Origin of the sequence: Zeimonas sediminis, assembly GCF_023721795.1 — a bacterium.
GTDB classification, from domain to species: domain Bacteria; phylum Pseudomonadota; class Gammaproteobacteria; order Burkholderiales; family Burkholderiaceae_E; genus Zeimonas; species Zeimonas sediminis.
The window spans coordinates 2,973,507-2,999,104 of the sequence record NZ_JAMQYE010000001.1 but is presented as its reverse complement, the minus strand read 5'-3'; the positions used below and the strand labels follow the sequence as shown (position 1 = coordinate 2,999,104).

General features: G+C 72.8%; 22 protein-coding genes and 1 riboswitch. Of the genes, 13 read left to right on the top strand and 9 right to left on the bottom strand.

All coding sequences use genetic code 11. The features are described 5' to 3' along the window. Window positions 1-15: 15 nt before the first annotated feature. Window positions 16-906 (bottom strand): LpxL/LpxP family acyltransferase, encoded by an 891-nt coding sequence (locus M6I34_RS14135; protein WP_272486322.1) that lies wholly within the window; start codon window positions 904-906, stop codon window positions 16-18. Between the two features lie 40 nt (window positions 907-946). Beyond that, window positions 947-1,783 carry a lysophospholipid acyltransferase family protein gene (locus tag M6I34_RS14130; protein ID WP_418953559.1) on the bottom strand — a complete coding sequence of 279 codons (837 nt, stop codon included), beginning with the start codon at window positions 1,781-1,783 and terminating at the stop codon, window positions 947-949. 283 nt (window positions 1,784-2,066) lie between these two features. Here M6I34_RS14130 and metK point away from each other — a divergent pair, with 283 nt between their 5' ends. After that, a complete protein-coding gene (gene metK, locus M6I34_RS14125) occupies window positions 2,067-3,233 on the top strand; it encodes a methionine adenosyltransferase (protein WP_272486320.1) in 1,167 nt (388 codons plus the stop codon). A 115-nt stretch (window positions 3,234-3,348) separates the two neighbouring features. Here metK and M6I34_RS14120 read toward each other — a convergent pair whose 3' ends face one another. Genes M6I34_RS14120 through M6I34_RS14110 form a run of 3 tightly spaced genes read right to left on the bottom strand, consistent with a single transcriptional unit; the run spans window position 3,349 to window position 8,920 of the window. Further along, window positions 3,349-6,456, bottom strand: coding sequence for an efflux RND transporter permease subunit (locus M6I34_RS14120; RefSeq protein ID WP_272486319.1), 3,108 nt, complete (start codon window positions 6,454-6,456; stop codon window positions 3,349-3,351). Window positions 6,457-6,459: 3 nt separating this feature from the next. After that, window positions 6,460-7,641 carry an efflux RND transporter periplasmic adaptor subunit gene (locus M6I34_RS14115; RefSeq protein ID WP_272486318.1) on the bottom strand — a complete coding sequence of 394 codons (1,182 nt, stop codon included), beginning with the start codon at window positions 7,639-7,641 and terminating at the stop codon, window positions 6,460-6,462. 1 nt (window position 7,642) lies between these two features. Further along, entirely contained in the window at window positions 7,643-8,920 is a 1,278-nt protein-coding gene (locus tag M6I34_RS14110) for a TolC family protein (RefSeq protein ID WP_272486317.1), read from the bottom strand. Window positions 8,921-9,313: 393 nt separating this feature from the next. On the opposite strand from M6I34_RS14110, the gene M6I34_RS14105 reads away from it, so the two are divergent. Next, complete coding sequence (locus M6I34_RS14105) at window positions 9,314-9,700, top strand: hypothetical protein (RefSeq protein ID WP_272486316.1); 387 nt, start codon at window positions 9,314-9,316, stop codon at window positions 9,698-9,700. A 67-nt stretch (window positions 9,701-9,767) separates the two neighbouring features. On the opposite strand, the gene pdxH is transcribed toward M6I34_RS14105, so the two are convergent. Then, window positions 9,768-10,406: a pyridoxamine 5'-phosphate oxidase gene (gene pdxH / locus M6I34_RS14100; RefSeq protein WP_272486315.1), complete on the bottom strand. Its 639-nt coding sequence runs from the start codon at window positions 10,404-10,406 to the stop codon at window positions 9,768-9,770. A gap of 99 nt (window positions 10,407-10,505) precedes the next feature. Between pdxH and M6I34_RS14095 the strand changes: the two genes are divergently transcribed. The 7 genes from M6I34_RS14095 (at window position 10,506) to M6I34_RS14065 (ending at window position 19,003) form a co-directional block, all read left to right on the top strand. Next, window positions 10,506-10,826, top strand: coding sequence for a ComEA family DNA-binding protein (locus M6I34_RS14095; protein ID WP_272486314.1), 321 nt, complete (start codon window positions 10,506-10,508; stop codon window positions 10,824-10,826). Between the two features lie 188 nt (window positions 10,827-11,014). Then, window positions 11,015-12,589 (top strand): cyclic di-GMP phosphodiesterase, encoded by a 1,575-nt coding sequence (locus M6I34_RS14090; protein WP_272486313.1) that lies wholly within the window; start codon window positions 11,015-11,017, stop codon window positions 12,587-12,589. Between the two features lie 6 nt (window positions 12,590-12,595). Beyond that, a riboswitch (S-adenosyl-L-homocysteine riboswitch) is annotated at window positions 12,596-12,678 on the top strand. Window positions 12,679-12,767: 89 nt separating this feature from the next. Beyond that, window positions 12,768-14,219 carry an adenosylhomocysteinase gene (ahcY, locus tag M6I34_RS14085; RefSeq protein ID WP_272486312.1) on the top strand — a complete coding sequence of 484 codons (1,452 nt, stop codon included), beginning with the start codon at window positions 12,768-12,770 and terminating at the stop codon, window positions 14,217-14,219. Window positions 14,220-14,260: 41 nt separating this feature from the next. Further along, window positions 14,261-15,025: a TlyA family RNA methyltransferase gene (locus tag M6I34_RS14080; RefSeq protein ID WP_272486311.1), complete on the top strand. Its 765-nt coding sequence runs from the start codon at window positions 14,261-14,263 to the stop codon at window positions 15,023-15,025. After that, window positions 15,022-15,891, top strand: a complete 870-nt coding sequence (gene metF, locus M6I34_RS14075; protein WP_272486310.1) for a methylenetetrahydrofolate reductase [NAD(P)H] — start codon at window positions 15,022-15,024, stop codon at window positions 15,889-15,891. Before M6I34_RS14080 ends, metF begins: the two co-directional genes overlap by 4 nt. A gap of 159 nt (window positions 15,892-16,050) precedes the next feature. Next, a complete protein-coding gene (locus M6I34_RS14070) occupies window positions 16,051-17,628 on the top strand; it encodes a cyclic di-GMP phosphodiesterase (RefSeq protein WP_272486309.1) in 1,578 nt (525 codons plus the stop codon). Next, on the top strand, window positions 17,618-19,003 hold the full coding sequence (locus M6I34_RS14065) for an EAL domain-containing protein (RefSeq protein WP_272486308.1): 1,386 nt from the start codon (window positions 17,618-17,620) through the stop codon (window positions 19,001-19,003). Before M6I34_RS14070 ends, M6I34_RS14065 begins: the two co-directional genes overlap by 11 nt. Here the strand turns inward: M6I34_RS14065 and M6I34_RS14060 are convergent. Next, window positions 18,972-19,565 (bottom strand): 5-formyltetrahydrofolate cyclo-ligase, encoded by a 594-nt coding sequence (locus tag M6I34_RS14060; RefSeq protein ID WP_272486307.1) that lies wholly within the window; start codon window positions 19,563-19,565, stop codon window positions 18,972-18,974. The two genes, M6I34_RS14065 and M6I34_RS14060, sit on opposite strands and share 32 nt — an antisense overlap. 24 nt (window positions 19,566-19,589) lie before the next feature. Here M6I34_RS14060 and M6I34_RS14055 point away from each other — a divergent pair, with 24 nt between their 5' ends. From M6I34_RS14055 to M6I34_RS14045, 3 genes are all read left to right on the top strand, one after another. After that, complete coding sequence (locus M6I34_RS14055; RefSeq protein ID WP_272486306.1) at window positions 19,590-21,599, top strand: lytic transglycosylase domain-containing protein; 2,010 nt, start codon at window positions 19,590-19,592, stop codon at window positions 21,597-21,599. Between the two features lie 76 nt (window positions 21,600-21,675). Continuing rightward, entirely contained in the window at window positions 21,676-22,641 is a 966-nt protein-coding gene (locus tag M6I34_RS14050) for a complex I NDUFA9 subunit family protein (RefSeq protein ID WP_272486305.1), read from the top strand. Window positions 22,642-22,647: 6 nt separating this feature from the next. Then, complete coding sequence (locus M6I34_RS14045) at window positions 22,648-23,856, top strand: multifunctional CCA addition/repair protein (RefSeq protein WP_272486304.1); 1,209 nt, start codon at window positions 22,648-22,650, stop codon at window positions 23,854-23,856. On the opposite strand, the gene M6I34_RS14040 is transcribed toward M6I34_RS14045, so the two are convergent. Then, entirely contained in the window at window positions 23,768-23,962 is a 195-nt protein-coding gene (locus M6I34_RS14040) for a DUF2905 domain-containing protein (protein ID WP_272486303.1), read from the bottom strand. The genes M6I34_RS14045 and M6I34_RS14040 overlap by 89 nt on opposite strands. Here M6I34_RS14040 and M6I34_RS14035 point away from each other — a divergent pair. Continuing rightward, window positions 23,943-24,827 (top strand): DMT family transporter, encoded by an 885-nt coding sequence (locus M6I34_RS14035; protein ID WP_272486302.1) that lies wholly within the window; start codon window positions 23,943-23,945, stop codon window positions 24,825-24,827. The genes M6I34_RS14040 and M6I34_RS14035 overlap by 20 nt on opposite strands. Here M6I34_RS14035 and M6I34_RS14030 read toward each other — a convergent pair. Continuing rightward, window positions 24,781-25,593, bottom strand: a complete 813-nt coding sequence (locus M6I34_RS14030; protein WP_272486301.1) for a hypothetical protein — start codon at window positions 25,591-25,593, stop codon at window positions 24,781-24,783. The two genes, M6I34_RS14035 and M6I34_RS14030, sit on opposite strands and share 47 nt — an antisense overlap. Window positions 25,594-25,598 lie beyond the last annotated feature (5 nt).

Sequence of the window (25,598 nt, the reverse complement as noted above, 5' to 3'; positions counted from 1 at the left end):
TCGCCGATCGCCGGCTCAGTTCCGGCGGCCGTAGAAACCCGGCTCGCCGGGCGGCCGGGTCTTGAAGCGCTTGTGCGTCCACAGGTACTGCGCGGGCATCTCGAGCACCCGCTCCTCGATGAAGGCGTTCATCCTGCGCGCGTCGGCCTCGGCATCGCCCGACGGATAGCCGTCCCACGCCGGATGCACGCGCACCACGTAACCGTCGGGCGTCATCCGGGTCACGCAGGGCACGACGACGGCGCCGGTGATCTTCGCCAGTCGGGCCATCGAGGTGACCGTGGCGGCGGGCACGCCGAAGAAGGGCACGAAGACCGCGTCGCGCGGCCCGAGGTCCATGTCGGGCAGGAAATAGAAGGGCACGCCGTCGCGGATCGGCCGCAGCGCGGCCCGCAGCCCCTCGGTGCGCAGGATCATCGTCGAGGCCTCCGGGTGGAAGCGCGAGCGGCCCTGGGTCATCGCCTCGGTCAGCACCCGGCTCTTCTGCGCCGCGTACATCGACGCGACCGGCCGGTCGGCCTGCAGCCGGGTGCCGCCGGCGTCCAGCCCCACGAAGTGCGGCGCCAGCAGGATCATCGGCTTGCCGTGATGCGCCTCGAGATTCTCGATGCCTTCCACGCGGCACAGCGCCCGGATCCGCTCGGGCGATCCGTACCAGAACACGAAGCGCTCGAGGAAGCTGCGCACGAAGAAGCGGAAGTGCTCGCGGGCCACCTGCCTGCGCTTCGCCTCGGTCCAGTCGGGAAAGCACAGCCGGAGGTTGGTCAGCGCGACGCGCCGGCGCGGCGCCGCCAGCCACCACGCCGCCGTGCCGACGGCTTCCCCGATCCGGCGCAGCACCGGATACGGCAGGCGCGAAACCGCGCGCAGCGCCGCGAGACCGAATCGTTCGAGTCTTTCCCCCATCCTTGCCGTTTCCTTTCCTGGCGCCGTTCACTGGCGCCGTTCACCGGCGCGCTGACTGGCGCGCCTTCCCGGCGCCCTGGCCGGGCGCCTTGTAGCGGTTGTAACCCCACAGGTACTGGTCGGGCCAGCGCCGGACCAGTCCCTCCATCCGCGCGTTCAGCGCTTCCGGGGTCGGAGCCTCGGCCATCCGCTCCAGGTGCAGCCGCCAACCGCCCGGCACCCGCTCCCCGACCGCGAGCACCACGGCGGCGCCGGTCGCCTCGGCGAGCCGCAGCGGCAGCGTCATCGTCCACGCCGGCTCGCCGAAGAAGGGCGCCCACTCGCCCTCGCCTTGCCCCGGAACCTGGTCCGGAAGGATACCCACCGCCTCGCCCGCGCGCAGCGCGCGCAGCAGCGATCGCACCCCGGCCATCGCCGCGGGCACCGCGCGGATCGACGAAGTGTTGCGCGCCTGCCGCACCAGCGGGCGCATCAGCGCCTTGTGCGGTTCCCTGAACAGCACGGTGATCGGCGCGCGCAGCGCGTACCAGCGCGCGGTCACCTCGAAGGCGCCCAGGTGCGGCGTCAGGAACAGGACGCCGCGCCCCTCGGCCTCGACCGCGTCCAGGACCGCGAGATCGGCGCAGGCCACCCGGCCGGCGAGCGCGGCCGGCGGACGGCGCCATATCCACGGCAGTTCGAGGGCCATCCGGCCCGCGCCCGCCGCGGCGCGCAGCGCCGGCCCCGAGCCCGGGTAACCGGCCCGCCGCAGGTTGGCGACGAGCTTGCGCCGGTAGGCGCCCGAAGCCGCGAACACGAGCAGGCCCGCGACCGCGCCCAGCGCGCGCAGCGCTCCGAGCGGCAGGCGCCCGAGCAGCCCGAAGCCGGCGGCCAGCAGTCGGGCGGCGGCCCCGTCGGCGGCCGGCGCACCGTCGTCGGGCGGCGGCATCGTCGGCTTGCGGATCGGCGAAGTCTGGGATTCGTTCACACCGCGATTATCCCTGCGCCTATATAATCCGCGCGTCGCCGGTTTAATGGACAACTTGCGGGGCGACGCCCGGGGCCTGAGGCTCCGGGGAAATACCGCTAAAGCGTCGCCGCTTCTCCGCAAGTCGGCTACGCCGAGCGGGCCGCGCCCGCCGGGCGAGGGCCCACCGTCCGAGTCCCTCTGGAGAAGTGTCTTGGCAAACGAGTTCCTGTTCACCTCCGAGTCGGTTTCCGAAGGCCATCCGGACAAGGTCGCCGACCAGATTTCCGACGCGATCCTCGACGCGCTGCTCGCGCAGGATCCGCACTCGCGCGTCGCCGCCGAAACCCTGTGCAACACCGGCCTGGTCGTGCTCGCCGGCGAGATCACCAGCCAGGGCAACGTCGACTACATCAAGGTCGCGCGCGACACGCTCAAGCGCATCGGCTACGACAACACCGAGTACGGCATCGACTACAAGGGCTGCGCGGTGCTCGTGGCCTACGACAAGCAGTCTCCCGACATCGCGCAGGGCGTCGACAAGGCCGGCGACGACAACCTCGACCAGGGCGCCGGCGACCAGGGCCTGATGTTCGGCTACGCCTGCGACGAGACCCCCGAGCTGATGCCGGCGGCGATCTACTACTCGCACCGGCTGGTCGAGCGCCAGTCGCAGCTTCGCAACAGCGGCAAGCTAGCCTGGCTGCGCCCGGACGCGAAGTCGCAGGTCACGCTGCGCTACGTCGACGGCCGGCCGGCGGCGGTCGACACGGTCGTGCTGTCGACCCAGCACTCGCCCGACATCAGCCAGGCGATGATCCGCGAGGCGGTGATCGAGGAGATCATCAAGCCGGTCATCCCGAAGGAACTGCTGAAGGGCGAGGTCCGCTACCTGATCAACCCGACCGGCCGCTTCGTCATCGGCGGCCCGCAGGGCGACTGCGGCCTGACCGGCCGCAAGATCATCGTCGACACCTACGGCGGCGCGGCGCCGCACGGCGGCGGCGCGTTCTCCGGCAAGGACCCGTCGAAGGTGGACCGCTCGGCCGCCTACGCCGCCCGCTACGTGGCGAAGAACGTCGTGGCCGCCGGCCTTGCCAGCAAGTGCCTGGTGCAGGTCTCGTACGCGATCGGCATCGCGCGGCCCACGTCGGTGATGGTGACCACGCAGGGCACCGGCAAGGTCGACGACGCGACGATCTCGCGGATCGTCCAGGAGGTCTTCGACCTGCGGCCCAAGGGCATCGTGAAGATGCTCGACCTGCTGCGTCCGGTCTACGAGAAGACCGCCGCCTACGGGCACTTCGGCCGCGACGAGCCCGAGTTCAGCTGGGAGCGCACCGACAAGGTCGCCGAGCTGAGGGCGAAGGCCGGCATCTGAGCAAGTCGCGCGGGGCGGACGACCGGGGCGCGAGGCTCCCGGTGGCCGCCCCGGCTCCCCCTTGACGGGCGGGCCCGCCGGCCCGCCCGAGCAGCTTGCCGGCGCCCGCCCGGCCTCAGACCTCCACCGCGCGCTGCCGGTCCACCCAACGGTAGAGCAGCGGCAGCACCACCAGCGTCAGCAGCGTCGACGTGATCAGGCCGCCGATCACGACGATCGCGAGCGGCCGCTGCACCTCGGAGCCGGGCCCGGTCGCGAACAGGAAGGGCACCAGGCCCAGCATCGCGACGATCGCGGTCATCATCACCGGCCTGAACCGCGCGGCGGCGCCTTCGGTGACCGCCTGCGCCACGCTGCGGCCCTCGGCCCTGAGCTTGCGGATGAAGCTCACCAGCACCACGCCGTTGAGCACCGCGATGCCCCACAGCGCGATGAAGCCCACCGAGGCCGGCACCGACAGGTACTCGCCGGTCAGGTAGAGCCCCACCACGCCGCCGATCGACGCGAACGGCAGCACCGTGATGATCAGCGCCGCGAAACGCACCGAGTCGAACAGCACGAACAGCAGGAAGAAGATCGCCGCGACCGTGACCGGCACGATGATCGTCAGGTGGCCGAGCGCGCGCTCCATGTTCTGGAAGGTGCCGCCCCACTCGAAGTAGTAGCCCTCCGGCAGCTCGACCTCGCTCTCGACGCGCTCGCGCAGGTCGGCGACGAAGCCGCCCAGGTCGCGGTCCTGCACGTTGATCGCGACCACGATACGCCGCTTGCCCCCTTCCCGGCTGACCTGCGCCGGGCCGTCCACCACCTCGATCCGGGCAAGGCTGTCGAGCCGGACCAGCGCGCCGTTGGGGGCCGCCAGCGTGATCCGGCGGATGTCGTCGACCGAGTCGCGCACCGCCTCGGGCAGGCGCACGATCGCCTGGAAGCGGCGCTCGCCCTCGTAGACTTCGGTGGCCACCTTGCCGCCGATCGCCATCTCGATCACCTCGTGCACGTCCGAGGCGTTGAGCCCGGCGCGCGCGATCGCCTGCCGGTCGATCGCCAGCGTCAGGTACTGCTGGCCGCCGACCCGCTCGACGCGCTGGTCGCGCATGCCCGGCACGGTCGCGGCGATCCGGGCGATCTCCTCGGCCTTCTCCAGCAGCGCGTCCATGTCGTCGCCGAAGATCTTCACCGCGACGTCGGAGCGCACGCCGGTGACCATCTCGTCGACCCGGTCCGAAATCGGCTGGGCCATCGCGACCTGCACGCCGGGGAAGCCGATCAGTCGCTCGCGCATCTCGTTCGCGATGTCGTCCTGCGTCCAGCCATCGGGCCACTGGTCCCTCGGCAGCAGCGTGGCGATCACGTCGGCCTCGTTCGGGCCGGCCGGATCGGCCGGGCTGTCGCCGCGGCCCAGCCGCGACACGACCGTCTTCACGCCCGGCACCTCGCGGATCATCCGCATGGCCTCCATCTCCATCGCGAGCGACTCGTTCAGCGAGATGTTCGGCACCCGGTCCATGTTCGGCGAGACCGAGCCTTCCTTCATCTCCGGGATGAACGAGGTGCCCAGCATCGGCAGCAGGGCGAGGGCGCCGGCGAAGGCGGCGACCGCCAGCGCCAGCGTGGTGCGCTGGCGCGAGAGAGCCCGGTCGAGCAGGCGCAGGTAGCGGCGCTTCAGGAAGGCGACCAGCCAGGTGTCGTGGTCGCCGTGACCGGCGGGCGCGCGCAGCAGGTAGGAGGAGAGCGCCGGCGTCAGCGTGAGCGCGACCAGCAGCGAGATGCCCAGCGCGATAGCGATCGTGTAGGCGAGCGGCGCGAACATCTTGCCTTCCATGCCCTGCAGCGTCATCAGCGGCAGGAATACCAGGATGATGATGCCGATGCCGAAGACGACCGGCGTCGCCACCTCGCGCACCGCGTCCAGCACCACGCGCGCGCGGTTCTCGCCCGGGCGCATCGCCATCCTCGCGTGCGCGTTCTCGACCACGACCACCGAGCCGTCGATCATCAGGCCGATCGCGATCGCCATGCCTCCCAGCGACATCAGGTTGGCCGACAGCCCGACCTGGTTCATCACGATGAAGGTGGCAAGCGGCACCAGCGCCAGCGTTGCGATAACGATCAGGCTGGAGCGCAGGTCGCCGAGGAACAGGAACAGCACGATCGTGACGAACACGACGCCCTCGAGCAGCACCTTGGTGACGGTCCACAGCGCGGCGTCGACCAGCTCGGATCGGTCGTAGTACGGGACGATCTTGAGCCCGCCGGGCAGCATGCCGCGGTCGTTGATCTCGGCGACCCGCTGCTTGACGCGCTCGACGACGTCCTTGGCGTTGCCCCCGCGAATCATCATCACGATGCCGCCGACCGCCTCGGTGTAGCCGTCCTTGATCATCGCGCCGTAGCGGACCTCTTCGCCGAAGCGGACCTGCGCCACGTCGCGCAGGTAGACCGGCGTCCCGCCCGACTCCTTGATGACGATCGCCTCGATGTCCTGCAGGCCGCCGATCAGGCCGACGCCGCGCACCAGGTACTGCTCGGCGCCCTGCACCAGGATCCCGCCGCCCGAGTTGGCGTTGTTGCTGGCCAGCGCGCGGTGCACGTCCTTCAGGTCCAGGCCGTAATAGCGCAGCCGGTCCGGGTCGGCGAGCACCTGGTACTGCCGCACGAAGCCGCCGGTCGAGTTGATCTCGGCCACGCCCGGGATCGACCGCAGCAGCGGACGGACCACCCAGTCCTGCGCGGTCCGTCGCTCGGTCAGCTCCTCCTGCGTGAGCGCCCGCTCGCCGTCGTCGGGACGCTCGAGCGTGTACTGGTAGACCTCGCCGAGCGCGGTGGACACCGGGCCCAGCACCGGCATCACGCCGGGCGGCAGCCGGGACCCGACCTCCATCATCCGCTCCATGACCAGCTGGCGGGCGAAGTAGACGTCGGTGTCGTCGGTGAAGACCAGCGTGATCAGAGACAGGCCGGGCTTGTTCAGCGAGCGCATCTCCTCGAGGCCGGGGAGGCCGGTCATCGCGATCTCCAGCGGCACGGTCACGAAGCGCTCGACCTCCTCGGGCGAGCGGCCGTGCGCCTCGGTCGCGATCTGGACCTGCACGTTGGTCACGTCGGGGAAGGCGTCGACCGACAGCCTGCGGGCGGCGTCGACCCCGAAGGCCAGCAGCACCATCGCGACGACGACGACGATCATGCGCTGCCGGATCGCGGCGCGCACAAGGGAAGCGAGCATCGGTCAGCGCCCCCCGTTCGCGAGCTGGCGGCGCTCGTTGTTCAGGTGGAAGGCGCCCGCGATCGCGATCGTCTCCCCCGCCTTCAGCCCGTCGAGCACGACCCGGTTGTCGCCGTCCTCGGGCCCGATCGTGACCGACCGCAGCCGGAACGCGCCGGCCTCGTCCGCCACGAAGACGTGATCGCGATTGCCGTCCCTGACCAGCGCCGCCTTCGGCACGACGACCTGGCGACGCGCCTCGCCCGCCAGCCGCATCGACGCGAGCATCGCCGGCTTGAACTCGCCGGACGGATTGGCCAGCTCCATGCGGACCCTGACCGTCCGCGTCTGCGGGTCGACCAGGTCGGCCACGTGCGACACGTCTCCCTCGATCTCGCGCTCGCCGAGCGCCGGCACCTCCAGCACGACCCGCTGGCCGAGGCCCACGTACCGGACGTCCTTCTCGGGCACGTCGGCGACCGCCCACAGCGCGCGCAGGTCGGTGATCGTGAAGAGCTCGTCGGCGGGTTCCGCGACCTGGCCCAGCGCGGCCCGGCGCGCGATCACCGTGCCGCTCTTGGTCGCGGTGATCGGCGCGGCCGCGAGGATCTGGCCGGTGCCCTGCAGCCGGTCGATCGCGCCGGCCGACAGGCCGAGCGTTCGCAGCTGGTCGCGGGCCGCGCGGGTCTCGGCGCGCGAGATCGCGAGCTCGCTCTCGCGCCGCTGCAGCTCGGCCGAGCCGATCACGCCGGCGTCGAGCAGCAGGCGGGCGCGCTCGGCGGCGCGCTGCGCGAGGTTCTCGGCGGAGTGCGCCTTCAGGAAGGCGAGCTGAGCGGTCGACAGCTCGGGGCTGCTGATTTCCGCCAGCAGGTCGCCCTTGCGGACCTGCTGTCCGACCACCGCGTGGATCGCGGTCACCCGGCCGGTGATCGGCGCGCCGATCCTGGCGGTGCGGTCCTCGTTGGCCTCGATCCGGCCGGGAATGCGCAGCATTTCGCGGACCACCCGCTCGTCGGGCTGCCCGGTCTCGAGATAGCGCGCCGCGCCCTCCGAGGGGCGGACCAGGTCGGGCGTCGAGGCGACCGGTGGCGCCGGATCCGCTGCCTGGGACCTGGCGTCGGTGGCGGGCTCGCCCCCGGTGCAGCCGGCAATCGCCAGCGCGGCGAGGATCGAGCCCCCGGAACGAACGAGAAAGCGCTTGTTCATGTCAGTTCCCACGGAAGAAGGAAGAAGCGAGTTGCTCGAGCTCCGCCTGGGCGGCGAAGGCCTCGAAGCGGCTGCCGATGAGTTCGATCCGCAGCTGGCGGTACTGCCGCTGCGCGTCGAGGTAATCGAGGATCCCGCGCTCGCCGAAGCGATAGGCGGCCTCGGCGACGCCGAGCGCCGCCTCCGCCTTCTCGAGCACGCCGTTCTCGAGCGCGGCCACGGTGGAACGGGCCGCCTCGTAGCGATGCCAGGCCGCCTCCAGGCGCTGGCGCAGTTCGAAGGCCCGCTGCTCGGCGATCGCGTCGGCCCGGGCCTGGCGCTGTCGCGCCTCCTCGATCGGGCCGGCGCGCCGGTCGAACAGCGGGATCCGGACGCCGATCCCGGCGCGCGTCGTGTCGAGGTCCGGGGTCCGCTCGCGGGCGAGGAAGAGATCGACGCCGGGCATCAGGTTCGCGCGCTCGACCTGCACCTGCCAGCGCGCCCGCTCGCGCTCCGCCTCGGCGAGCCGAAGCTCGGGGTGGACCGCAATCACGCCGTCTCCGAGCAGCCCCGGATCGGCGGGCGGCAGCGAAGCCTGGAAGTCGCCGTCCACGTCGAAGGACTCGGGCAGGGAGGGCGCGACCAGCTCGCGCAGCCGGGCGCGCGCGGCGGCGAGCTCGCCCTGGCGCTGCGCCAGCGCGGTTCGCGCTCGGGCCGCTTCGGTCTCCGCCCGGATCAGGTCGAAGCGCGGCGCCTCGCCGGTCGAGACCCGCACGGCCACGCGATCGCGGATCAGCTCGGCGAGGCCGAGGTCCTGGCGCGCGGCCGTCACCAGCTCGCGGGCTCGCAGCAGGTCGAAGAAGCGGATGCGCACGTTGGCCACCAGCGCCTGCTCGGTGGCCTGCACCGCGTGCCCGGCGGCCTGCGCCGCCGCCTCCGAGCCGCGGCCCCGGGCCTCGCGAAGAGTCGGGGATTCGATGCGCTGCGTGATCGCGATCGAATTGCCGCTGCCGGCGGGCGCGCCGGCGATCCGCGCGCTCGAGTTCGACCCGCCCGCCTGCAGCTCCGGATTCGGATAGGCGCGCGCAGTGGCCACCCCGGCGCGCGCGGCGAGCGCTTCGGCGCGCACCGCCGCCATCGTCGGGCTCTCGGCCCGCGCGCGCTCGATCAGCTGGTCGAGGCCGAAGCGGGCTTCCTGGGCCTGCGCGCCGCCCCAGCCGAGCGCGCCGGCGAACAGGACCAGGGAAAGGCGGAAGCCGAGGCGCCGCGGGCTTCGCGAAGAAGGGAGACCGGAGCGCACACACGCACTGGCCGGCCCGAAAGCGGGATCGGGAGTTGGCATCGACAGGAACCAGCGCGGGCAAGCCGACCCGTAAAGACGCCGGGCCCCCACGCGATGGCCCGCAGCCGGCCGAAGCCGACCCACGTCTTCAAGGTCTTGCCAGCGGGACGCGCTCCTGCGGCGGAACGCGTTTCACCGGGTGCGATCCGAGGGCGGAGGGCTCCGCCCGGATTGACCGGATCGACCGCGGACCGGTGAACTCCGGTCCGTAGCTACTCCCCTTGAGGGAAAGCGCGGATCATCCGGGCGCGAACGCGCCGGATCAAGGATTCCCCCAGATTTCGTGGGCATTTGCCGCCCGGGATGATGACGATCAAACCCCGGAGCGGATCGCCGGGGTTCAATGCGGCGATGAATCCCGTTCTCCTCGCGGTGTCCCGCCTGCTCGAGCGCTGTCCCGGCCTGCCCGAAGTGCTGCCGGCGGACGAGCTCACCGAAACGCTGGCCGACGAGCCGAGAATCAAGATTGCGACGCGACTCGCGCTGGTCGGGCTGGCCACCCGCTGCTCGCAGCCGGAACCGACGAGCCCGCCGCGGGATGCCTGCACCCTCTGCGCGCCGCTGATCGCGCGGCGGCTCGAGCGGCTCGCCGCGGCCAGCGACGAAGAGGCCATGGCCGGCCTCGTCGACCTCGCGCCCCAGCTTCGGGACCTGGTCACCGACATGCGGCGCGAGAACAATCCGTTGGTGATCCTGCCGCAGGCCCTGCTGGAGTTGCTGCGGGCCCGACTGCACTGAAAACCGCCGGGCGACGGCCGGCGCACGCAGCGACAGCCGCCTTCCAGCCGCGACCCCGCCTTGCAGGTCAGGGCGCCAGCCGCTCCTTGAGCCAGCCGCCGCCGTCGGCGCGGCGATAGACCAGCCGGTCGTGAAGCCGGGACGGCCGGCCCTGCCAGAACTCCCAGCGATCGGGCGCCAGCCTGAAGCCGCCCCAGTGCGGCGGACGCGGCGGATGCGTGCCGAACTTGAGGCCGAACTCCGCCGCACGCTTGACCAGCACCGCGCGCGACGAGATCGGCCGGCTCTGCTCCGAGGCCCAGGCGCCGATGCGCGACGCGAGCGGGCGCGACGCGAAGTACTCGTCGGCCTCGGGACCCTCGACCTTCGTGACCGGCCCCTCGATGCGCACCACGCGCTCGAGCTCGACCCAGTGGAACTGCAGCGCGGCGAACGGGTTGCCGGCCAGCTCGCGCCCCTTGCGGCTCTCGTAGTTCGTGTACCAGACGATGCCCTGCTCGTCGGCCTGCTTGATCAGCACGACGCGGGTGGACGGCCGGCCGTCGGGGCCGACCGTGGCGACCGTCATCGCGTTCGGCTCCGGCACGCCCGCCTCGATCGCCTCGTGCAGCCAGGCCTGGAACTGCCGCAGCGGGTCGTCGGCCGCGTGCGCCTCGTCGAGCTCGCCGCGCTCGTAGCTCTTGCGCAGATCGGAGATTCGCTTCATGTTGCGAGTGTAGCGCCGAGCGCTGCGTGCCGGTCGGTCAGGGCGTTCCGCCCGGAAGACATGGCGGGCGGAACGCCCGATCCCTCCAGGAGAACTCGAATGAAGAAAGCGCTGTCGCGGATGCTGGCCGCGACCTTCGCCGGACTGCTGCTGTCCTCCGGCCTCGCCCTCGCCCAGGGCACCGGCAAGGCCGCCGACCCGAAGCCGGCCGCGGCGCAGGCGCCCGCCGCCTCGAAGATCGACCTGAACAGCGCGAGCGTCGAGGAACTGCAGACGCTGAAGGGCATCGGGCCGGTGCGCGCAGCCGCGATCGTCAAGGGCCGCCCCTACCGCGGCAAGGACGAACTGGTCCGGCGCGGCATCGTTCCGCAGTCGGTCTACGACGAGATCACCGACCGGATCATCGCGCGGCAGAAGTAAGGACCCGGCTTCGCGCCGCGGGCCGGCGGCATCGTCGCGGCAGTCGCCCGACGACAACGGCCGGCAGACCATTCGGCCCCGGCCTTGCCGCCGCTCGGCGGGTCGCCGGCCCGGCCACGCCGATCGCGGGGCGCAGGCGGGATAGGCTCGGGGCAAGTCAGTCCACCGGCTCCCTGAGCGCCCCCGCAATGCCTGCTCCCACGCTCGATGCCGCCCAGGAACCCATCGAGTTGGCCGTGCCCGACTCGATCGGCAGCCTCGCCTGGATTCCGGCGCGCCGGCTCGCGATCGGCATGTTCGTGGCCGAACTCGATCGCCCCTGGACCGACACGCCCTTGCCCGACGCCGGCCTGCTGATCGAAAGCGACGCGCACCTCGAGGCGCTGCGCGAGCATTGCCGCGAAGTCCTTGTCGACGCGCGACTCTCCGACATCAGGGCTGTCGGGCAGATTCTCGCTGCTGCCTCGGCAGGCGATGATGGCCCGGCCGCCGGCGCTCCGACCGGCAACGTCCCCGCCGGCATCGAAGCGGGCTGGCGGAGGCGCGGCAGCCCGGCCCGGAACGATGTCAGGCTGCCCCTGGGCGGCCGCGATCGTGTCAGGCAGATCGCCGGGCTCCTCGAGGACGGACGCCTGCCCGGCGGAGGGCCGGGCTCGCTCGCCGGGGCGTCTCCCGCCGGCGGCGAACGCTTGCTGCAGCGGTGGCTGTCGCGGATCGCGGGCAGGCCGGCCGTGCCGGCACGGCTCGCCCCGGGCGATCGCCACGACGCCGGCGATCCGTCGGCCGCCGCGTTCCGCTGGCCCGATCCGTCGACGCTCGGCGATTCGCTGCCCGCCATCCGGCCGGCCTTCCTGCGCGTGGCGCAGGACCTGTCGACAGTGCTCGCGGCGCCCCGACAGGGGCGCACCCTCGACGTCGCGGCGATCCTCGCCGCTGCCGACGCGGTCGTGTCGATCGTGATCGCCTGCCCGGACGCGGGGCGCTGGCTGGCCGCCGTCCACTCGAGCCGCGCCGGCCGCTGGGAGCCGGCGATCGTCGACGCGCTGCTGCTGGCGGAATTCGGCCGGCACCTGGGCATGCCGCGCGAGTCCCTGCTGGAACTCGCGACGATCGGTCTGCTGGCGGACATCGGCAAGTCGCTGCTGCCGCGCGACCTGCTCGAGCACCCCGGCGTCCTGAACGCGGTCGACTTCGCGCTGGTCAAGCAGCACGTGTCGATCGCGCTCGACCTGCTCGAACGCGCCGGCGGCGTGCCCCCGAACGCGATGCGCGGGATCGCGGAGCACCACGAGCGGCTCGACGGCACCGGCTATCCGGCCGGGCTCGAAGGCAGCGCGATCGGCCAGTTCGGCCGGATGGCGGCCATCGTCGACACCTACGCGGCACTGACCACGTCGCGGCCCTATGCGAACGCCTTGTCCGCCGAGGATGCGCTGGCCGCGCTGCTCGGCTGGTCCGGCAGGCTCTTCTGCCGCGAACTCGTCGAGCGCTTCGTCGCCATGGTGGGCCCCTTCCCGGTCGGCTCGCTGGTGGAGCTCTCGTCCGGTGAGGTCGCGGCCGTCGTGGACCGCAGTCCCGGAGCGTTCATGCGCCCGAGGCTCGTCGTCCTGACCGGCCCCGACAAGGGGCCACTTCGCGGCGACCCGACGGGCGAGCGCGGCCCCGACGAGATCTATCGCGGCCTGCGGGTACGGATCTCGCGCGGCCTGCCGGCCGGCGCCTACGGCCTGCAGCTGCGCGACTATCACCTGCTCGCGATATAATTTTCGCTTCCCGAGGAGCGCTGCAACGGCGGCCGGCATTCCGGCCGCCGCCAGGCTCGGGATCGTTCCCGCAACGGCGCTCGTCTAACCGTGATCCGTCACGGGCAGACGGGCCCGGCCCGGAAGCTTCCGGCCCCATCCCCCCGCCCGCGACACGGATCACCCAGATGGAGTGATCATGTCCGCCGTTCTCCAAACGAAAGCCGGCGCTGCCGCCGGCAACGACTTCCGGGTCGCCGACCTGTCCCTGGCCGACTGGGGCCGCAAGGAAATCCGCATCGCCGAGACCGAGATGCCCGGCCTGATGGCGATCCGCGAGGAATACGCCGCCAGCCAGCCGCTGAAAGGCGCGCGCATCACCGGCTCGCTGCACATGACGATCCAGACCGCCGTGCTGATCGAGACGCTGACCGCGCTCGGCGCGCAGGTGCGCTGGGCCTCGTGCAACATCTTCTCCACGCAGGACCACGCCGCCGCCGCGATCGCCGCCGCGGGCATCCCGGTGTTCGCGCACAAGGGCGAGACGCTCGCCGAGTACTGGGACTACACCCACCGGATCTTCGACTGGGCAGACGGCCAGCCCTCGAACATGATCCTCGACGACGGCGGCGACGCCACGCTGCTGATCCACCTCGGCTCGAAGGCCGCGAAGGACCCGTCGATCCTCTCGAACCCGGGCAGCGAGGAAGAGGTCGAGCTGTTCGAGTCGATCCGCCGCCAGCTCGCGAAGGATGCCGGCTGGTACGAGCGCCAGCTGAACGCGATCGTCGGCGTCACCGAGGAGACCACCACCGGCGTCAAGCGCCTGTACCAGATGTCCGCGAAGGGCGAGCTGGCCTTCCGCGCGATCAACGTCAACGACTCGGTCACCAAGAGCAAGTTCGACAACCTGTACGGCTGCCGCGAATCGCTGGTCGACGGCATCAAGCGCGCCACCGACGTGATGATCGCCGGCAAGGTCGCGGTGGTCTGCGGCTACGGCGACGTGGGCAAGGGCTCGGCGCAGGCGCTGCGCGCGCTGTCGGCGCAGGTGTGGATCACCGAGTGCGACCCGATCTGCGCGCTGCAGGCGGCCATGGAAGGCTATCGCGTGGTCACGATGGACTACGCCGCCGACAAGGCCGACATCTTCGTGACCGCCACCGGCAACCGCGACGTGATCACCTACGAGCACATGGCGCGGATGAAGGACCAGGCGATCGTCTGCAACATCGGCCACTTCGACAACGAGATCGACGTCGCCGGGCTGAAGAAGAACTGCCGCTGGGAGGAGATCAAGCCGCAGGTCGACCACGTGATCTTCCCCGCCGAGGGCGACCGCCCCGAGAAGCGGATCATCCTGCTGGCCGAGGGCCGGCTGGTGAACCTGGGCTGCGCGACCGGGCACCCGTCGTACGTGATGAGCTCGTCCTTCGCCAACCAGGTGATCGCGCAGATCGAGCTGTGGGGCCACCGCGACTACTACGAGCGCGGCAAGGTGTACGTGCTGCCCAAGCACCTCGACGAGAAGGTCGCCCGGCTGCAGCTGAAGAAGCTCGGCGCGATGCTCACCGAGCTCACTCCCGAGCAGGCCGGCTACATCGGCGTGCCGGTCGAGGGTCCGTACAAGCCCGACAGCTACCGCTACTGATCGCGGCCCGGCGGCAGGCCCCTGACCGCGGCGACCGCGTCGTGCGCGCCGACCAGTTGCTGGTGGCGCGGGGCCTGGCGGCCTCGCGCACCCGCGCCCGCGAGCTGATCGAGGCGGGCGCTGTGCGGCTGCGCACGGCGGCCGGGCTCGAGCCGCTGCGCAAGCCCTCGGCCGCGCTGGCCGACGACGCCGAGCTGCTGGTGGACGACGCCGCCCGGCCGCGCTTCGTGTCGCGCGGCGGCCTGAAGCTCGAGGGCGCGCTGGCCGCCGCCGGCGTCGATCCGCGCGGCATGGCCTGCCTGGACCTCGGCCAGAGCACCGGCGGCTTCACCGACTGCCTGCTGCAGGCCGGCGCCGCGCGCGTCGTCGGCATCGACGTGGGCCACGGCCAGTTGCATCCGTCGCTGCGCGACGATCCCCGGGTCGTCGCGCTCGAGGGCGTCAACGTCAGGGCGCTGGCCGGCGCGGACGCGCCGGCCGCCTTCGCCGCGGCAAGGCCGCCCGGGGGTTTCGACCTGGCGGTGGCCGACCTGAGCTTCATCTCGCTCGCCCACGCGCTCGCCCCGGCCGCGGCGCTGCTGCGCCCGGGCGGCACGCTGCTCGCGCTGGTCAAGCCGCAGTTCGAGGTGGGGCCCGGCGGCGTCGACTCGCGCGGCATCGTCCGCGACGAGCGGCGCTACGCCGAGGTGCGCGCGCGGATCGAGGCGGCCGCCCGCGAGGCGGGCCTGTCGCCGCGCAGCTGGCACGACAGCCCGATCCGCGGCGGCGACGGCAACCGCGAATTCTTCCTTCACGCAGTGAAATGACCCATACCCCTACCCAGAAAGCGGCGATCGACCTCAGCTTCGAGTTCTTCCCGCCCAACACCCCAGAGGGCGCGCGCAAGCTGCGCGAGGTCCGCGCGCGGCTCGCGGCGCTCGGACCGAGCTTCTTCAGCGTCACCTACGGCGCCGGCGGCTCGACCCGCGACAAGACGATGGCCATCGTCGACGAGATCGCGGCCGAGGGCCACCGGGTCGCGCCGCACCTGTCGTGCATCGGCGCCACCCGCGCCTCGGTCGCCGAGCTGCTCGACGTCTATCGGGCGCGCGGCATCCGCAGGCTGGTGGCGCTGCGCGGCGACCTGCCCTCGGGCATGGTCGACACCGGCGACTTCCGTTACGCGAGCGACCTGGTCGCGTTCGTGCGCGAGCACTGCGGCGACTGGTTCCACATCGAGGTGGCGGCCTATCCGGAGGTCCACCCGCAGGCGCGCTCGGCCGGGGACGACCTGAGCGCCTTCGTGACCAAGATGAAGGCGGGCGCCGACTCGGCGATCACGCAGTACTTCTACAACGCCGACGCCTACTTCCGCTTTCGCGACGAGGCGGCGCGCGCCGGCGTTCTCGCGCCGATCTTTCCCGGCATCATGCCGATCAACAACTTCGTGCAGCTCGCGCGCTTCTCCGACGCCTGCGGCGCCGAGATCCCGCGCTGGATCCGCACCCGGCTTGCCGGCTTCGGCGACGACCTCGCGTCGATCCGCGCCTTCGGGCTCGACGTGGTCTGCGGACTGTGCAGCCGGCTGCTCGAGGGCGGCGCGCCCGGCCTTCACGTCTACACGCTGAACCAGGCCGAGGCGAGCGAGCGGATCATGGCGGCGCTGGGCCTGCGCGGGCGCGGGCCGGCCTGAGCCGCCGCGACCGGGCCGAGCGGCCAGGGCCGCCGGCACCGGCCCGGCCTGACGCGGCCGCAACACCGTCGCCACCGTTCGTCGGTCGGGATTGCCGCCGACCCGGCGGCCGCCTCGGCCGCCTCCCGGCCGCATTCGCGCTTGGCTACCATCGGCCGCATGAATCCCTCGTCCGTCGCGCAGTCCACGGCGACCGCCCGCAAGCTGCGGGTCGGCGTGTCGCAGCTCGCCTCCGGCATGTACGTCGTGGAGCTCGACCGGCCCTGGCTCGACACGCCCTTCCTGCTCGAGGGCTTCCTCGTCGACAGCCAGATCGAGCTCGAGACGCTGCGCCGCTACTGCCGCTACGTCTACGTGGACCCGGACCGCTCCGACCCGAGGCTGGCGGCGCGGATCCACGAGGCGGAGCTCGCCGAGCCGCCGCTCGTGGCGCAGCCCGGGCACGTGGAGCCGCGCGACCGTCGCGACCCGCGCGCCGCCGCCGGCGCACCCCGCGCGCGAACCGCCGCATCCGCGGCCCGGGCCCGCGTCGACACCCGGGTCAGCAGCCACACCCGCGAGCGCTTCCGCCGTTTCGTGCGGGCCACGGCGGTGGCCGGCGCCCCGCCGGGCGCGCCGCGCGGCGTGCTGGGGCTGACGGCAGGCTGGCTGCGCCGCTGGATCTCGGCCGGCGACGACGACCCCGCCGCCTGGCAGCAACGCTCGCTGCAGGCCGCCCGCGACCTGCTGCCGCCCGGCACGCGCCTGGTTCGCCACCCCGAGCCGCAGGCGCTCGAGGCTGCGCTGCCCGCGGCGCGACAGGCGACCGCCGCCGCCAGCCGCGCGGCCGAGGAACTCTTCGACTCGATCCGCGCGGGCGAGGCGACGTTGCCGGCAGGCTTGGGCGCCGCCGTCGCCAGCCTCGTCGACGCGATGATCGCGAACCCCGACGCGCCGCCCTGGGCCGCGCGCTTGCACGGCCCGGCCAGCCGGGAGGCGCGGCACGCGCTCGCGGTGGCCATCCACCTGCTGGCCCTGGGCCGCTCGATCGGCCTCGACCGCGAGGCGCTCGTGTCGCTCGCGCTGATCGGGCTTCTTTCCGACGCCGGCAAGGCGCGGCTGCCGCGCGCGCTGCTCGAGAAGCCCGGCATGCTGTCGGCGAGCGAGCACACGATCGTCAAGGAGCACGTGCGCCTGGGCCTGGAGGCGATCGAGCGCGCCGAGTCGCTCGCGCCCGAGGTCAGGGCCGGCATCGCGCAGCACCACGAGCGGCTCGACGGTTCGGGCTACCCGAAGGGGCTGCAGGGCGACGAGATAAGCGTGTGGGGCCGGATGGCCGCGATCGCCGACAGTTTCGCCGCGCTGGTGTCGCCGCGCCCCTACGCCGAGGCGCTGGCGCCGCAGGACGCGATGATGAGCCTCTTCGAGTGGGCCGGCAGCTCGTTCGACGAAGCCCTGGTCGAGCAGTTCGTGCAGGCCGTCGGCATCTTCCCGGTGGGCAGCCTGGTCGAGCTGTCGAGCGCCGAGATCGCGATCGTCGCCGGCCACAACCGGATCCGCCGGCTCGAGCCGTTCGTGATCGTCGTCTCCGACGCCGCTCGCCAGCCGCTGCCGCGCCCCGAGATCAGGGAGCTGCCCGCGCTGGGCCGGGGCGCGCCGGCCGACGCGCTGCGCATCGCGCGGGGGCTCCCGGTCGGCGCCTTCGCGCCGGACCCGACGCTGCTCGACGCGGTGCTGGGGCTCGCCGATGGCGCTTGACGCCAAACCCGCCGGAGCCGGCGGGCGCAGCGACCCCGCCGCGAAGCGCAACGGCTCGCAGCGGGTCACGCCGCCCGCCCTGCTCGCCGCGCTGACCGCGGGAAGCGGCGGCGGGGCGACCGAGCGGACCGCGCTGCTGGTCGTGTCCCTGCACCGCTCCGACCGGCTGAACGCGCTCGCCCAGGACCCGTCGAACCAGTACGTGCTCGCCGAGATCGCGCGGCGCGTGCAATCGATGCTTCGCCCGGCCGACCGGTACGCCTTCGTCGCGAACGACGAGCTGTGGCTGCTGCTCGCCGGCCTGCCCGACGGCTCGCTGGCCGAGCTCGCCGGCCGCACGCTGCGCGACACGCTGCAGCGGCCGATCCGCGTGGCCCGGCCCGAGGGCGGGCACGCCTTCGTGATGGTGCGCCCGGTGGTCGGCGGCGCCTGGACCTCGTTGCGCAAGCTCGCCGACCCGATGTCCATGGTCGGCGCCGCGTCGCAGGCCTGCGTGAAGGCGCGCTCGCAGGAGACCCGGGTACTTATCTCGCGCCTCGACGACGACACGGCCCGCGTGCGGCGTGACGAGCTCGAGCGCGAGATCCGCGCCGCGCTTCACGCCAACGCGCTCGACGTCCACTTCCAGCCGCAGATCGACCTCGCGAGCGGCCGCTGCGTCGCCCTCGAGGCACTGATCCGATGGAACCGCACCGACGGCACCTCGGTGAGCCCGTCGCTGATCGCGTCGGTCTGCGAGGAGCGCGGCATGATGGGGGCGCTGACCCAGTTCGTGCTGAACAGCGCGTTGCGCAACCAGAGACTCTGGGCCGGGCAGGGCCTGGACCTGGCGGTCTCGATCAACCTTTCGCCGACGATCCTCGCCGACGCTGCCTTCCCGATCCTGGTGTCGCACGCGCTGTCGACCTGGAACGTTCCGGGCGACCGGCTGACGCTCGAGCTGACCGAGTCGGCGATCGCCCAGAACGAGCAGTCGGCGATCGACTTCATGAAGCAGCTGCGCGAGCTCGGCTGCCACCTGTCGATGGACGACTTCGGCACAGGCTATTCGTCGATCGAGTGGTTCCGAAAGCTGCCGCTGAACGAGCTGAAGATCGACCGCAGCTTCGTGCGCGAGCTCGAAGGGGCGGAGCGCGAACCGGCCGACGGAACGGTCCGCGCGCTGATCGACCTTGCCCACGCGTTCCGGCTGCGCGCGCTGGCCGAGGCCGTGGAGTCGCCGCAGGTCGCCGAGATGCTCGCCGCGGCCGGCTGCGACCGCGCGCAGGGCTACGCCTTCTCGCCGGCGCTGCCGGCCGCCTCGGTCGCCGACTGGTGCCGGCGCCACGAGGAGGCGGGGCTGCTCAGCCGCAGCGAAGAAGCCGGGATTCGGTGAAGATCGCCTGCAGGCGGCGGTCGTGGGCCTCGGGCTCCAGCACCACCTCGCAACGGTCGTAGGCCGCGCCCGCGGCCGGCACGTCGAGCGCGGCGAGCGTGCGGTCGTAGTAGCCGCCGCCGTAGCCGAGCCGCCAGCCGCGCGGGTCGAAGCCCACGCAGGGCGCCACGATCAGCGAGGGCGCGACCAGTTCGAAGGGCGCGGGCACCATCACCCGGTGGGCCTCCTCGGCCATCCCGATGCCGGGCCGCCAGAGGCCGAACGCGAGCGGCTGGCCGGGGGCAGAGACCCGCGGCAGCGCGATCGTCCAGCCGGCGTCGATCAGCTCGCCGAAGACCGGGCGCGCATCGGGCTCGCCGGCAAGCGGCCACCACAGGCCCACGACGCCCGGCTCGCGTTCGGACAGCCAGTCGACCAACCGCCGGGCGATCGCGGCATCGAGCCGCCGACGCTCGGCTTCGGGAATTGCGCGGCGCGCCGCGAGCAGCGCACCGCGCAATTCGCGCCGCTCGCCGTCGGGCGCCTGCTGCCCCCCGACCCTGCGTGTTATGCTCGATCGCACGTGAGTGGTTCCCGGAACAAGGCGATGAAAAACCGGATCGCGAAGCTTGCGATTGTAGGCACGATCGCCCTCTCCTTCGCCCTCTCCTCCGTCCTCGCCCAGGCCCAGGGGCGCACGAATTCGCCCGCCAAGCAGGCGGCCGGCGGGCCTCCCGCGGCTGCGTCGCAGACGCCCGACGAGGCGATCGTCGAGGCGCGCCAGGCCTTCGTTCGCAACGACCCGGCACGATTCGAGGCCGCCGCCCGCCGCGTCGATCGCGATCACCCGCTCGCCAAGTACCTCGAGTTCTGGCGCCTGCGGATGAGCCTGCGCGAGCAGCAGTCCGCCGAGGTGCCCGGGACCGCCTCCGCCGACCGCCTGATCCGCCGCTTCCTGAACGAGCACCAGGACACCGTCGTGGCCGACCTGATGCGGCGCGACTGGCTCCTCGATCTCGGCAAGCGGCGCAACTGGGAGCTCTTCGACGCGCAGTACGCCGCCTGGGTGCTGCGCGACGACGACCAGGTCCACTGCTATCACTGGCTGGGCCGCGTCGAGCGCGGCCTGCCTGCCGACGGCGCGCACGCCGCGGTCGATGCGCCGCGCCACCTCGGCGACGGCTGCGGCGACCTGCTGGCGGCGATGAGCAAGGCCCGACTGGCCGACCGCGAGCGCCTGCACCGGCGCCTGCTCGCCGGGCTCGAGGCGGATTCCCGCGACAGCGTCGAGCGCGCCGCGGAGCTCCTCGGCCTGGACCAGTCGGCCGTGGCGCGAGCCTGGACCCGGCCGCTGGCGGCGCTGGCCAAGGACGGCGGCCGCGACATCACGATGATCGCGCTGAGCCGCTACGCCCGCAGCAATCCGCAGGAGGCCGCCCGCTGGCTCGAGGAGATGCGGCACGGGCTGCGGGGTGCCGACCTGGACTTCGCCTGGTCGCAGGTCGCGGCGGCCGGCATGCGGCGGCTGGCGCCGCAGGCCTATGCGTGGACGCTGAACGCGCTCGATGCGCGGGTCGGCGACGACACGCTGGCCTGGATGGCCCGCGCGGCGCTGCGCGAGCAGCAGTGGCCGACGCTGCGCCGGATCGTCGAGCGAATGAGCGACGAAGGTCGCAGCGACCCCGCCTGGGCCTACTGGCACGGCCGCGCGCTGCTCGCGGGCGGCGAGCCGGCAGCCGGCCGCGAGCGCCTGCGCGGGGTCGCCGGAGGCTTCCACTTCTATGGCCAGCTCGCGGCCGAGGAGCTCGGCGACCTCGTCCGCACGCCGCCGCGCGCCGAACGCCCGGGCGAAGCCGAGATCGCGGCGGCGGCGGCCAACCCCGGCTTCTCCCGTGCGCTGCGCTTCTACGAGATCGGCCTGCGGCTGGAGGGCAACCGGGAGTGGAACTTCCAGCTGCGCGGCATGGACGACCGGCAGCTGCTGGCCGCGGCCGAGTTCGCCTGCCGCCGGCAGGTGCTCGACCGCTGCGTCAACACCGCCGACCGCACCCGGGACCAGCACGATTTCGCGCTGCGATTCGTGGCTCCGTTCGTCGACGACCTCAAGCCTGTGGCCGCGGCGCGCGAACTCGACCCGGCATGGATCTACGGCCTGATCCGCCAGGAATCGCGCTTCATCATGGACGCCCGCTCGTCGGCCGGCGCCAAGGGGCTGATGCAGATCATGCCGGCGACCGGCCGCTGGATCGCCCGCAAGCTGGGGGTCGAGGGCTTCCGCGTTTCGCAGCTCGACGACCTGCAGACCAACCTGCAGTTCGGCACCTTCTACCTGCGCACCGTGCTCGACAAGCTCGACGGCTCGCCGGTGCTCGCGTCGGCCGCCTACAATGCCGGCCCCGGCAGGCCGCTGAACTGGCGCTCGACGCTGCCGGGACCGGTCGAGGGGGCGATCTTCGCCGAGATCATCCCGTTCTCCGAGACGCGGGACTACGTCAAGAAGGTGCTGTCCAACGCGGTCATCTACGCCGAGCTGTTCAGCGGGCAGCCGCAGTCGCTGAAGACCCGGCTCGGCACGGTCTGGCCGCAGGCCGCAGGCGGCGCCGACGACGTGCCGTGAGCGCGGCCGCGCCCGGCGGCCCGCTGCGGCCCTGCCCGCACCCGATTCTTCTTCCCTGCTTCCCGAGGATTTCCCCATGCGTCATTCGCAGGTACTGGTGATCGGCGGATCCGGTTTCATCGGCGGCCACCTGGTCGCCGAGCTCGCCGCGCGAGGCAAGCGGGTCGTGGTCCCGACCCGCAACCGGATGGCGGCGCGCCGCCTGCTGTCGCTGCCCACGGTCGACGTGGTCGAGGCGAACGTGAACCGCGACGACGAGCTCGCCTCGCTGGTCGCCCGGGCCGACGCCGTGGTCAACCTGGTGGGCCTGCTGCACGACCGGCGCGGCAAGCCCTGGGGGCCGGGCTTCGAGGCCGCCCACGTGCGGCTGCCTGCCCGCATCGCGGCGGCCTGCGTGGCCGCCGGCGTGCACCGGCTGTTGCACATGTCGGCGCTCGGCGTGGTCGAGGGCGGCGAGGCGTCGGCGCCGTCGATGTACCTGCGCTCGAAGGCCGCCGGCGAGCGGGCGGTCCGCGAGAGCGGCGTGCGCGACTGGACGATCTTCCGGCCGTCGGTGGTGTTCGGCCCGGACGATCGCTTCCTGAACCTGTTCGCCCGGCTCCAGAAGTGGCTGCCGTTCATGGCGCTAGGCAGGGCCGATGCGAAGTTCCAGCCGGTCTACGTCGGCGACGTCGCCCGCGCCTTCGCCAACGCGCTCGACGAACCCGCGACCTTCCGGCACTGCTACGAGCTGGCCGGGCCCGACGTCTACACGCTGCGCGAGCTGGTGCGCTTCGCGGGCGAGCTGGCCGGCGCGCGCCGGCCGGTGATCGGCCTGAACGAGGAGCTCGGCCGCACCCAGGCGCTGCTTCTCGAACTCGCGCCGGGCCCCACGCTGATGTCGCGCGACAACTACGACTCGATGAGCATCGACAACGTTGCCAGCGGCCCGATCGCGCCCGAGCTCGGCGTGCAGCCTGCCTCGCTCGCGGCGCTGGCGCCGCGCTGGACCGCCGAGCGCAACCGGCGGATCGGGGCGGTGCGCACGCGCGCCCATCGCTGAGGCCCGATGCGCGTCTACTGCGTGGGGGGCGCGGTCCGCGACGAGCTGCTCGGCCTGCCGGTGCGCGACCGCGACTGGGTCGTGGTCGGCGCGACGCCGGCCGTGCTCGAGGGCCGTGGCTTCCAGCCGGTCGGCCGGGACTTCCCCGTCTTCCTGCACCCCGAGACCCGCGAGGAATACGCGCTGGCGCGCACCGAGCGCAAGTCGGGCCGCGGCTACCGCGGCTTCGTCGTGCACTTCTCGCCCGACGTCACGCTGGAAGACGACCTGCGGCGGCGCGACCTGACGATCAACGCGATGGCGCGCGACGCCGACGGCACGCTGATCGACCCGTGGAACGGCCTGCGCGACCTGCGCGACCGCGTGCTGCGCCACGTCAGCGAGGCCTTCGGCGAAGACCCGGTCCGCATCCTCCGCGTGGCGCGCTTCGCCGCGCGCTTTCACGACTTTTCGATCGCCGCCGAGACCCGCGCGCTGATGCGCGCGATGGTCGAGCACGGCGAGGCCGACCACCTGGTGCCCGAGCGCGTCTGGCAGGAGCTGTCGCGTGGCCTGATGGAAACGCATCCGTCGCGGATGATCGCGGTGCTGCGCGAGTGCGGCGCGCTCGACAGGATCGCGCCCGAGCTCGACGCGGTGTGGAACGACGCGATGGCCGGCACGCTCGACGCCGCCGCCGAGGCGGGCGCGCCCCTGCCGGTGCGCTTCGCGGTGCTGCTGCACGGCGTCGCCGCCGGCGTCGACCCCGGACATCCCGGGCAGCGCCGCGACGCCGGCGCGCGCGCCGACGCGATCGCCGAGCGACTGCGCGCGCCGACCGACTGCCGCGACCTGGCCAGGCTGGTGGCCGGCGAGCTGCCGGTGCTCGAGCTCGCCGGCGTGCTCGACGTCGAAGGCCTTGTCAGGCTGGTCGAGCGGATCGACGGCCTGCGCCGCCCGGAGCGGATGGAGCAGGTGCTGCAGGCCTGCGAGATCGTCCACGCGAATCCGGCGCTGGACCGGGTGCGGCTCGCGGCCGACGCGATGCGGGCGCTCGACGCCGGGGCGATCGCGAAGGCCGGGCCGCCGGCCACGATCCGCGACAGGCTGCACGCGGCGCGCGTGGACGCGGTCGAGCAGGCCCTGCTCAGAGCAGGCGAGCCAGCCCCATCGCGAGCAGCGACAGCAGGATCGTCGACATCAGCGGGATCGACCAGCGCCGGCCGAACAGACTGAAATCGAAGTCGCCCGGCAACCTGCCCAGGCCGAGGCGGCGCAGCACCGGCATCAGCCCCGAGAACAGCGCCAGCGCCAGCACCACCGTGATCAGCCACTTCAGCATCGGTCGATTATCCCATTCGTGGCTCTACGCCGCGTCGGTGCTGGCGATGGCGGTGATGGACGCCTTCGCGAAGGGCGCGTCGGCGGTGCCGATCGCGCAGACGCTGCTGGTGCGCGGGCTGATCGCCTGCACCGTGATCGTGTTCGTCGCGCGCTCGGCGGGCATGGAGTCGCCGATCCGGATCCCGGCCCGGCCAGGGCTGCAGACGCTGCGCGGCCTGCTCGTGGCCGGCACGGTCGCGACCTTCTTCCTGAGCCTGCGCCACCTGCCGCTGGCCGACGCGACCGCGATCGCGATGATCGCGCCGCTGCTGCTGGTGCTGGCCGGCCGCTTCGTGCTGAAGGAGCGGCTGCACCCCCTGCAGCTGGCGGCCTGCGCCGCGGGCTTCGCCGGCATGCTGCTGATCGTCCGGCCCGGCGGCATCGGCCTGGGCCTCGGCGCCTGGCTGGCGCTGGCGTCGGCGGTGCTCTACGTGGCCCTGGTGCTGGTCACGCGGGTGCTCGGCGCGAACAGCCAGGCCACGACGACCGCCTGGTACGGCAACGCGGTCGTCACGCTGCTCTGCGCGGCGGTGCTGGCGGTGCAGGGCTGGACGCCGCCCACCGCGCTGCAATGGGCGACGCTCGCCGGCCTGGGCGTCGCGGCGGCGGTCTCGAACCTGCTGCACACCCAGGCCCTTCGCGGAGTCGAGGTCGCGCACGCCGGCACGCTCGACTACACGGTGCTCGTCTGGGCAGCGTTGCTTGGCTGGCTGTTCTGGAGCGAGGTGCCCGGCTGGAGCACCATCGCCGGCAGCATGCTGATCGCGGGCGCCGGCATCAGCGCGATGCGCTCGGGCGCGCGTGGCGCTGCAGGAAGGCGGTGATCGCCGCGGGCCGCAGTTTAGGCTCGCGCGGATCGGTGCCGCTGGCCACCCGGTTCAGCCACTGCATGTAGCCTTCCATCCGGCGCACGACCTCGGGCCAGTCGTCGGCCCGGTGGCGCGCCGGATCGGGCAGCGCGTGGCACTGGCTGCAGGCCTGCGCGAACATCCGGCCGTCGCCGACGGCGAGCTCCTGCCGCAGCGCCGGCGAAGCGCTCGCGCCGAGCGGCTCGAGCGCATGCCGGGCCAGGTAGGCGACGATCGCCTCGACCTCGGCCGGCGCCGGCGCGGCAGCCGACGGCCCGACCATCATCCGCGCCATCAGCTGGCCCAGGTTGCCCTCACCACGCATCCGCGGAAGCATCCTGTCGACGATTTTCGGCCAGCTCGCCGCGTCGTGCATCGCGGGGCTCGGCAGGTGATGGCACTGCACGCAGTAGAGCGCGGTCAGCCGCGCGCCCTCGGACTCGGGCTCGGGCAGGCCCGATGGTTCTAGCCGGCGGGGCAGGATCCGCACCAGCATCTGGCCGTGCTCGCTCGACTCCCAGCGGCGGACCGAGTCGGCCGCGAGGCGGTCCAGTTCGACCGGCGACGGCAGGGCGGACGACGACCGCGCGGGCGCTCCGGGCTGCGCGACCGCTCCGGGCGGCGCCGCCGGACCGGGTTGCGCGACGGCCGGTTGCGCGCCAGCGAAACCCGCGGCGCAGGCCGCGATCAGCGCCGCGTGCGCAAGCCGCAGGGCCCGGAGGCCAGGCAACGAGTTCGACAAGCTTC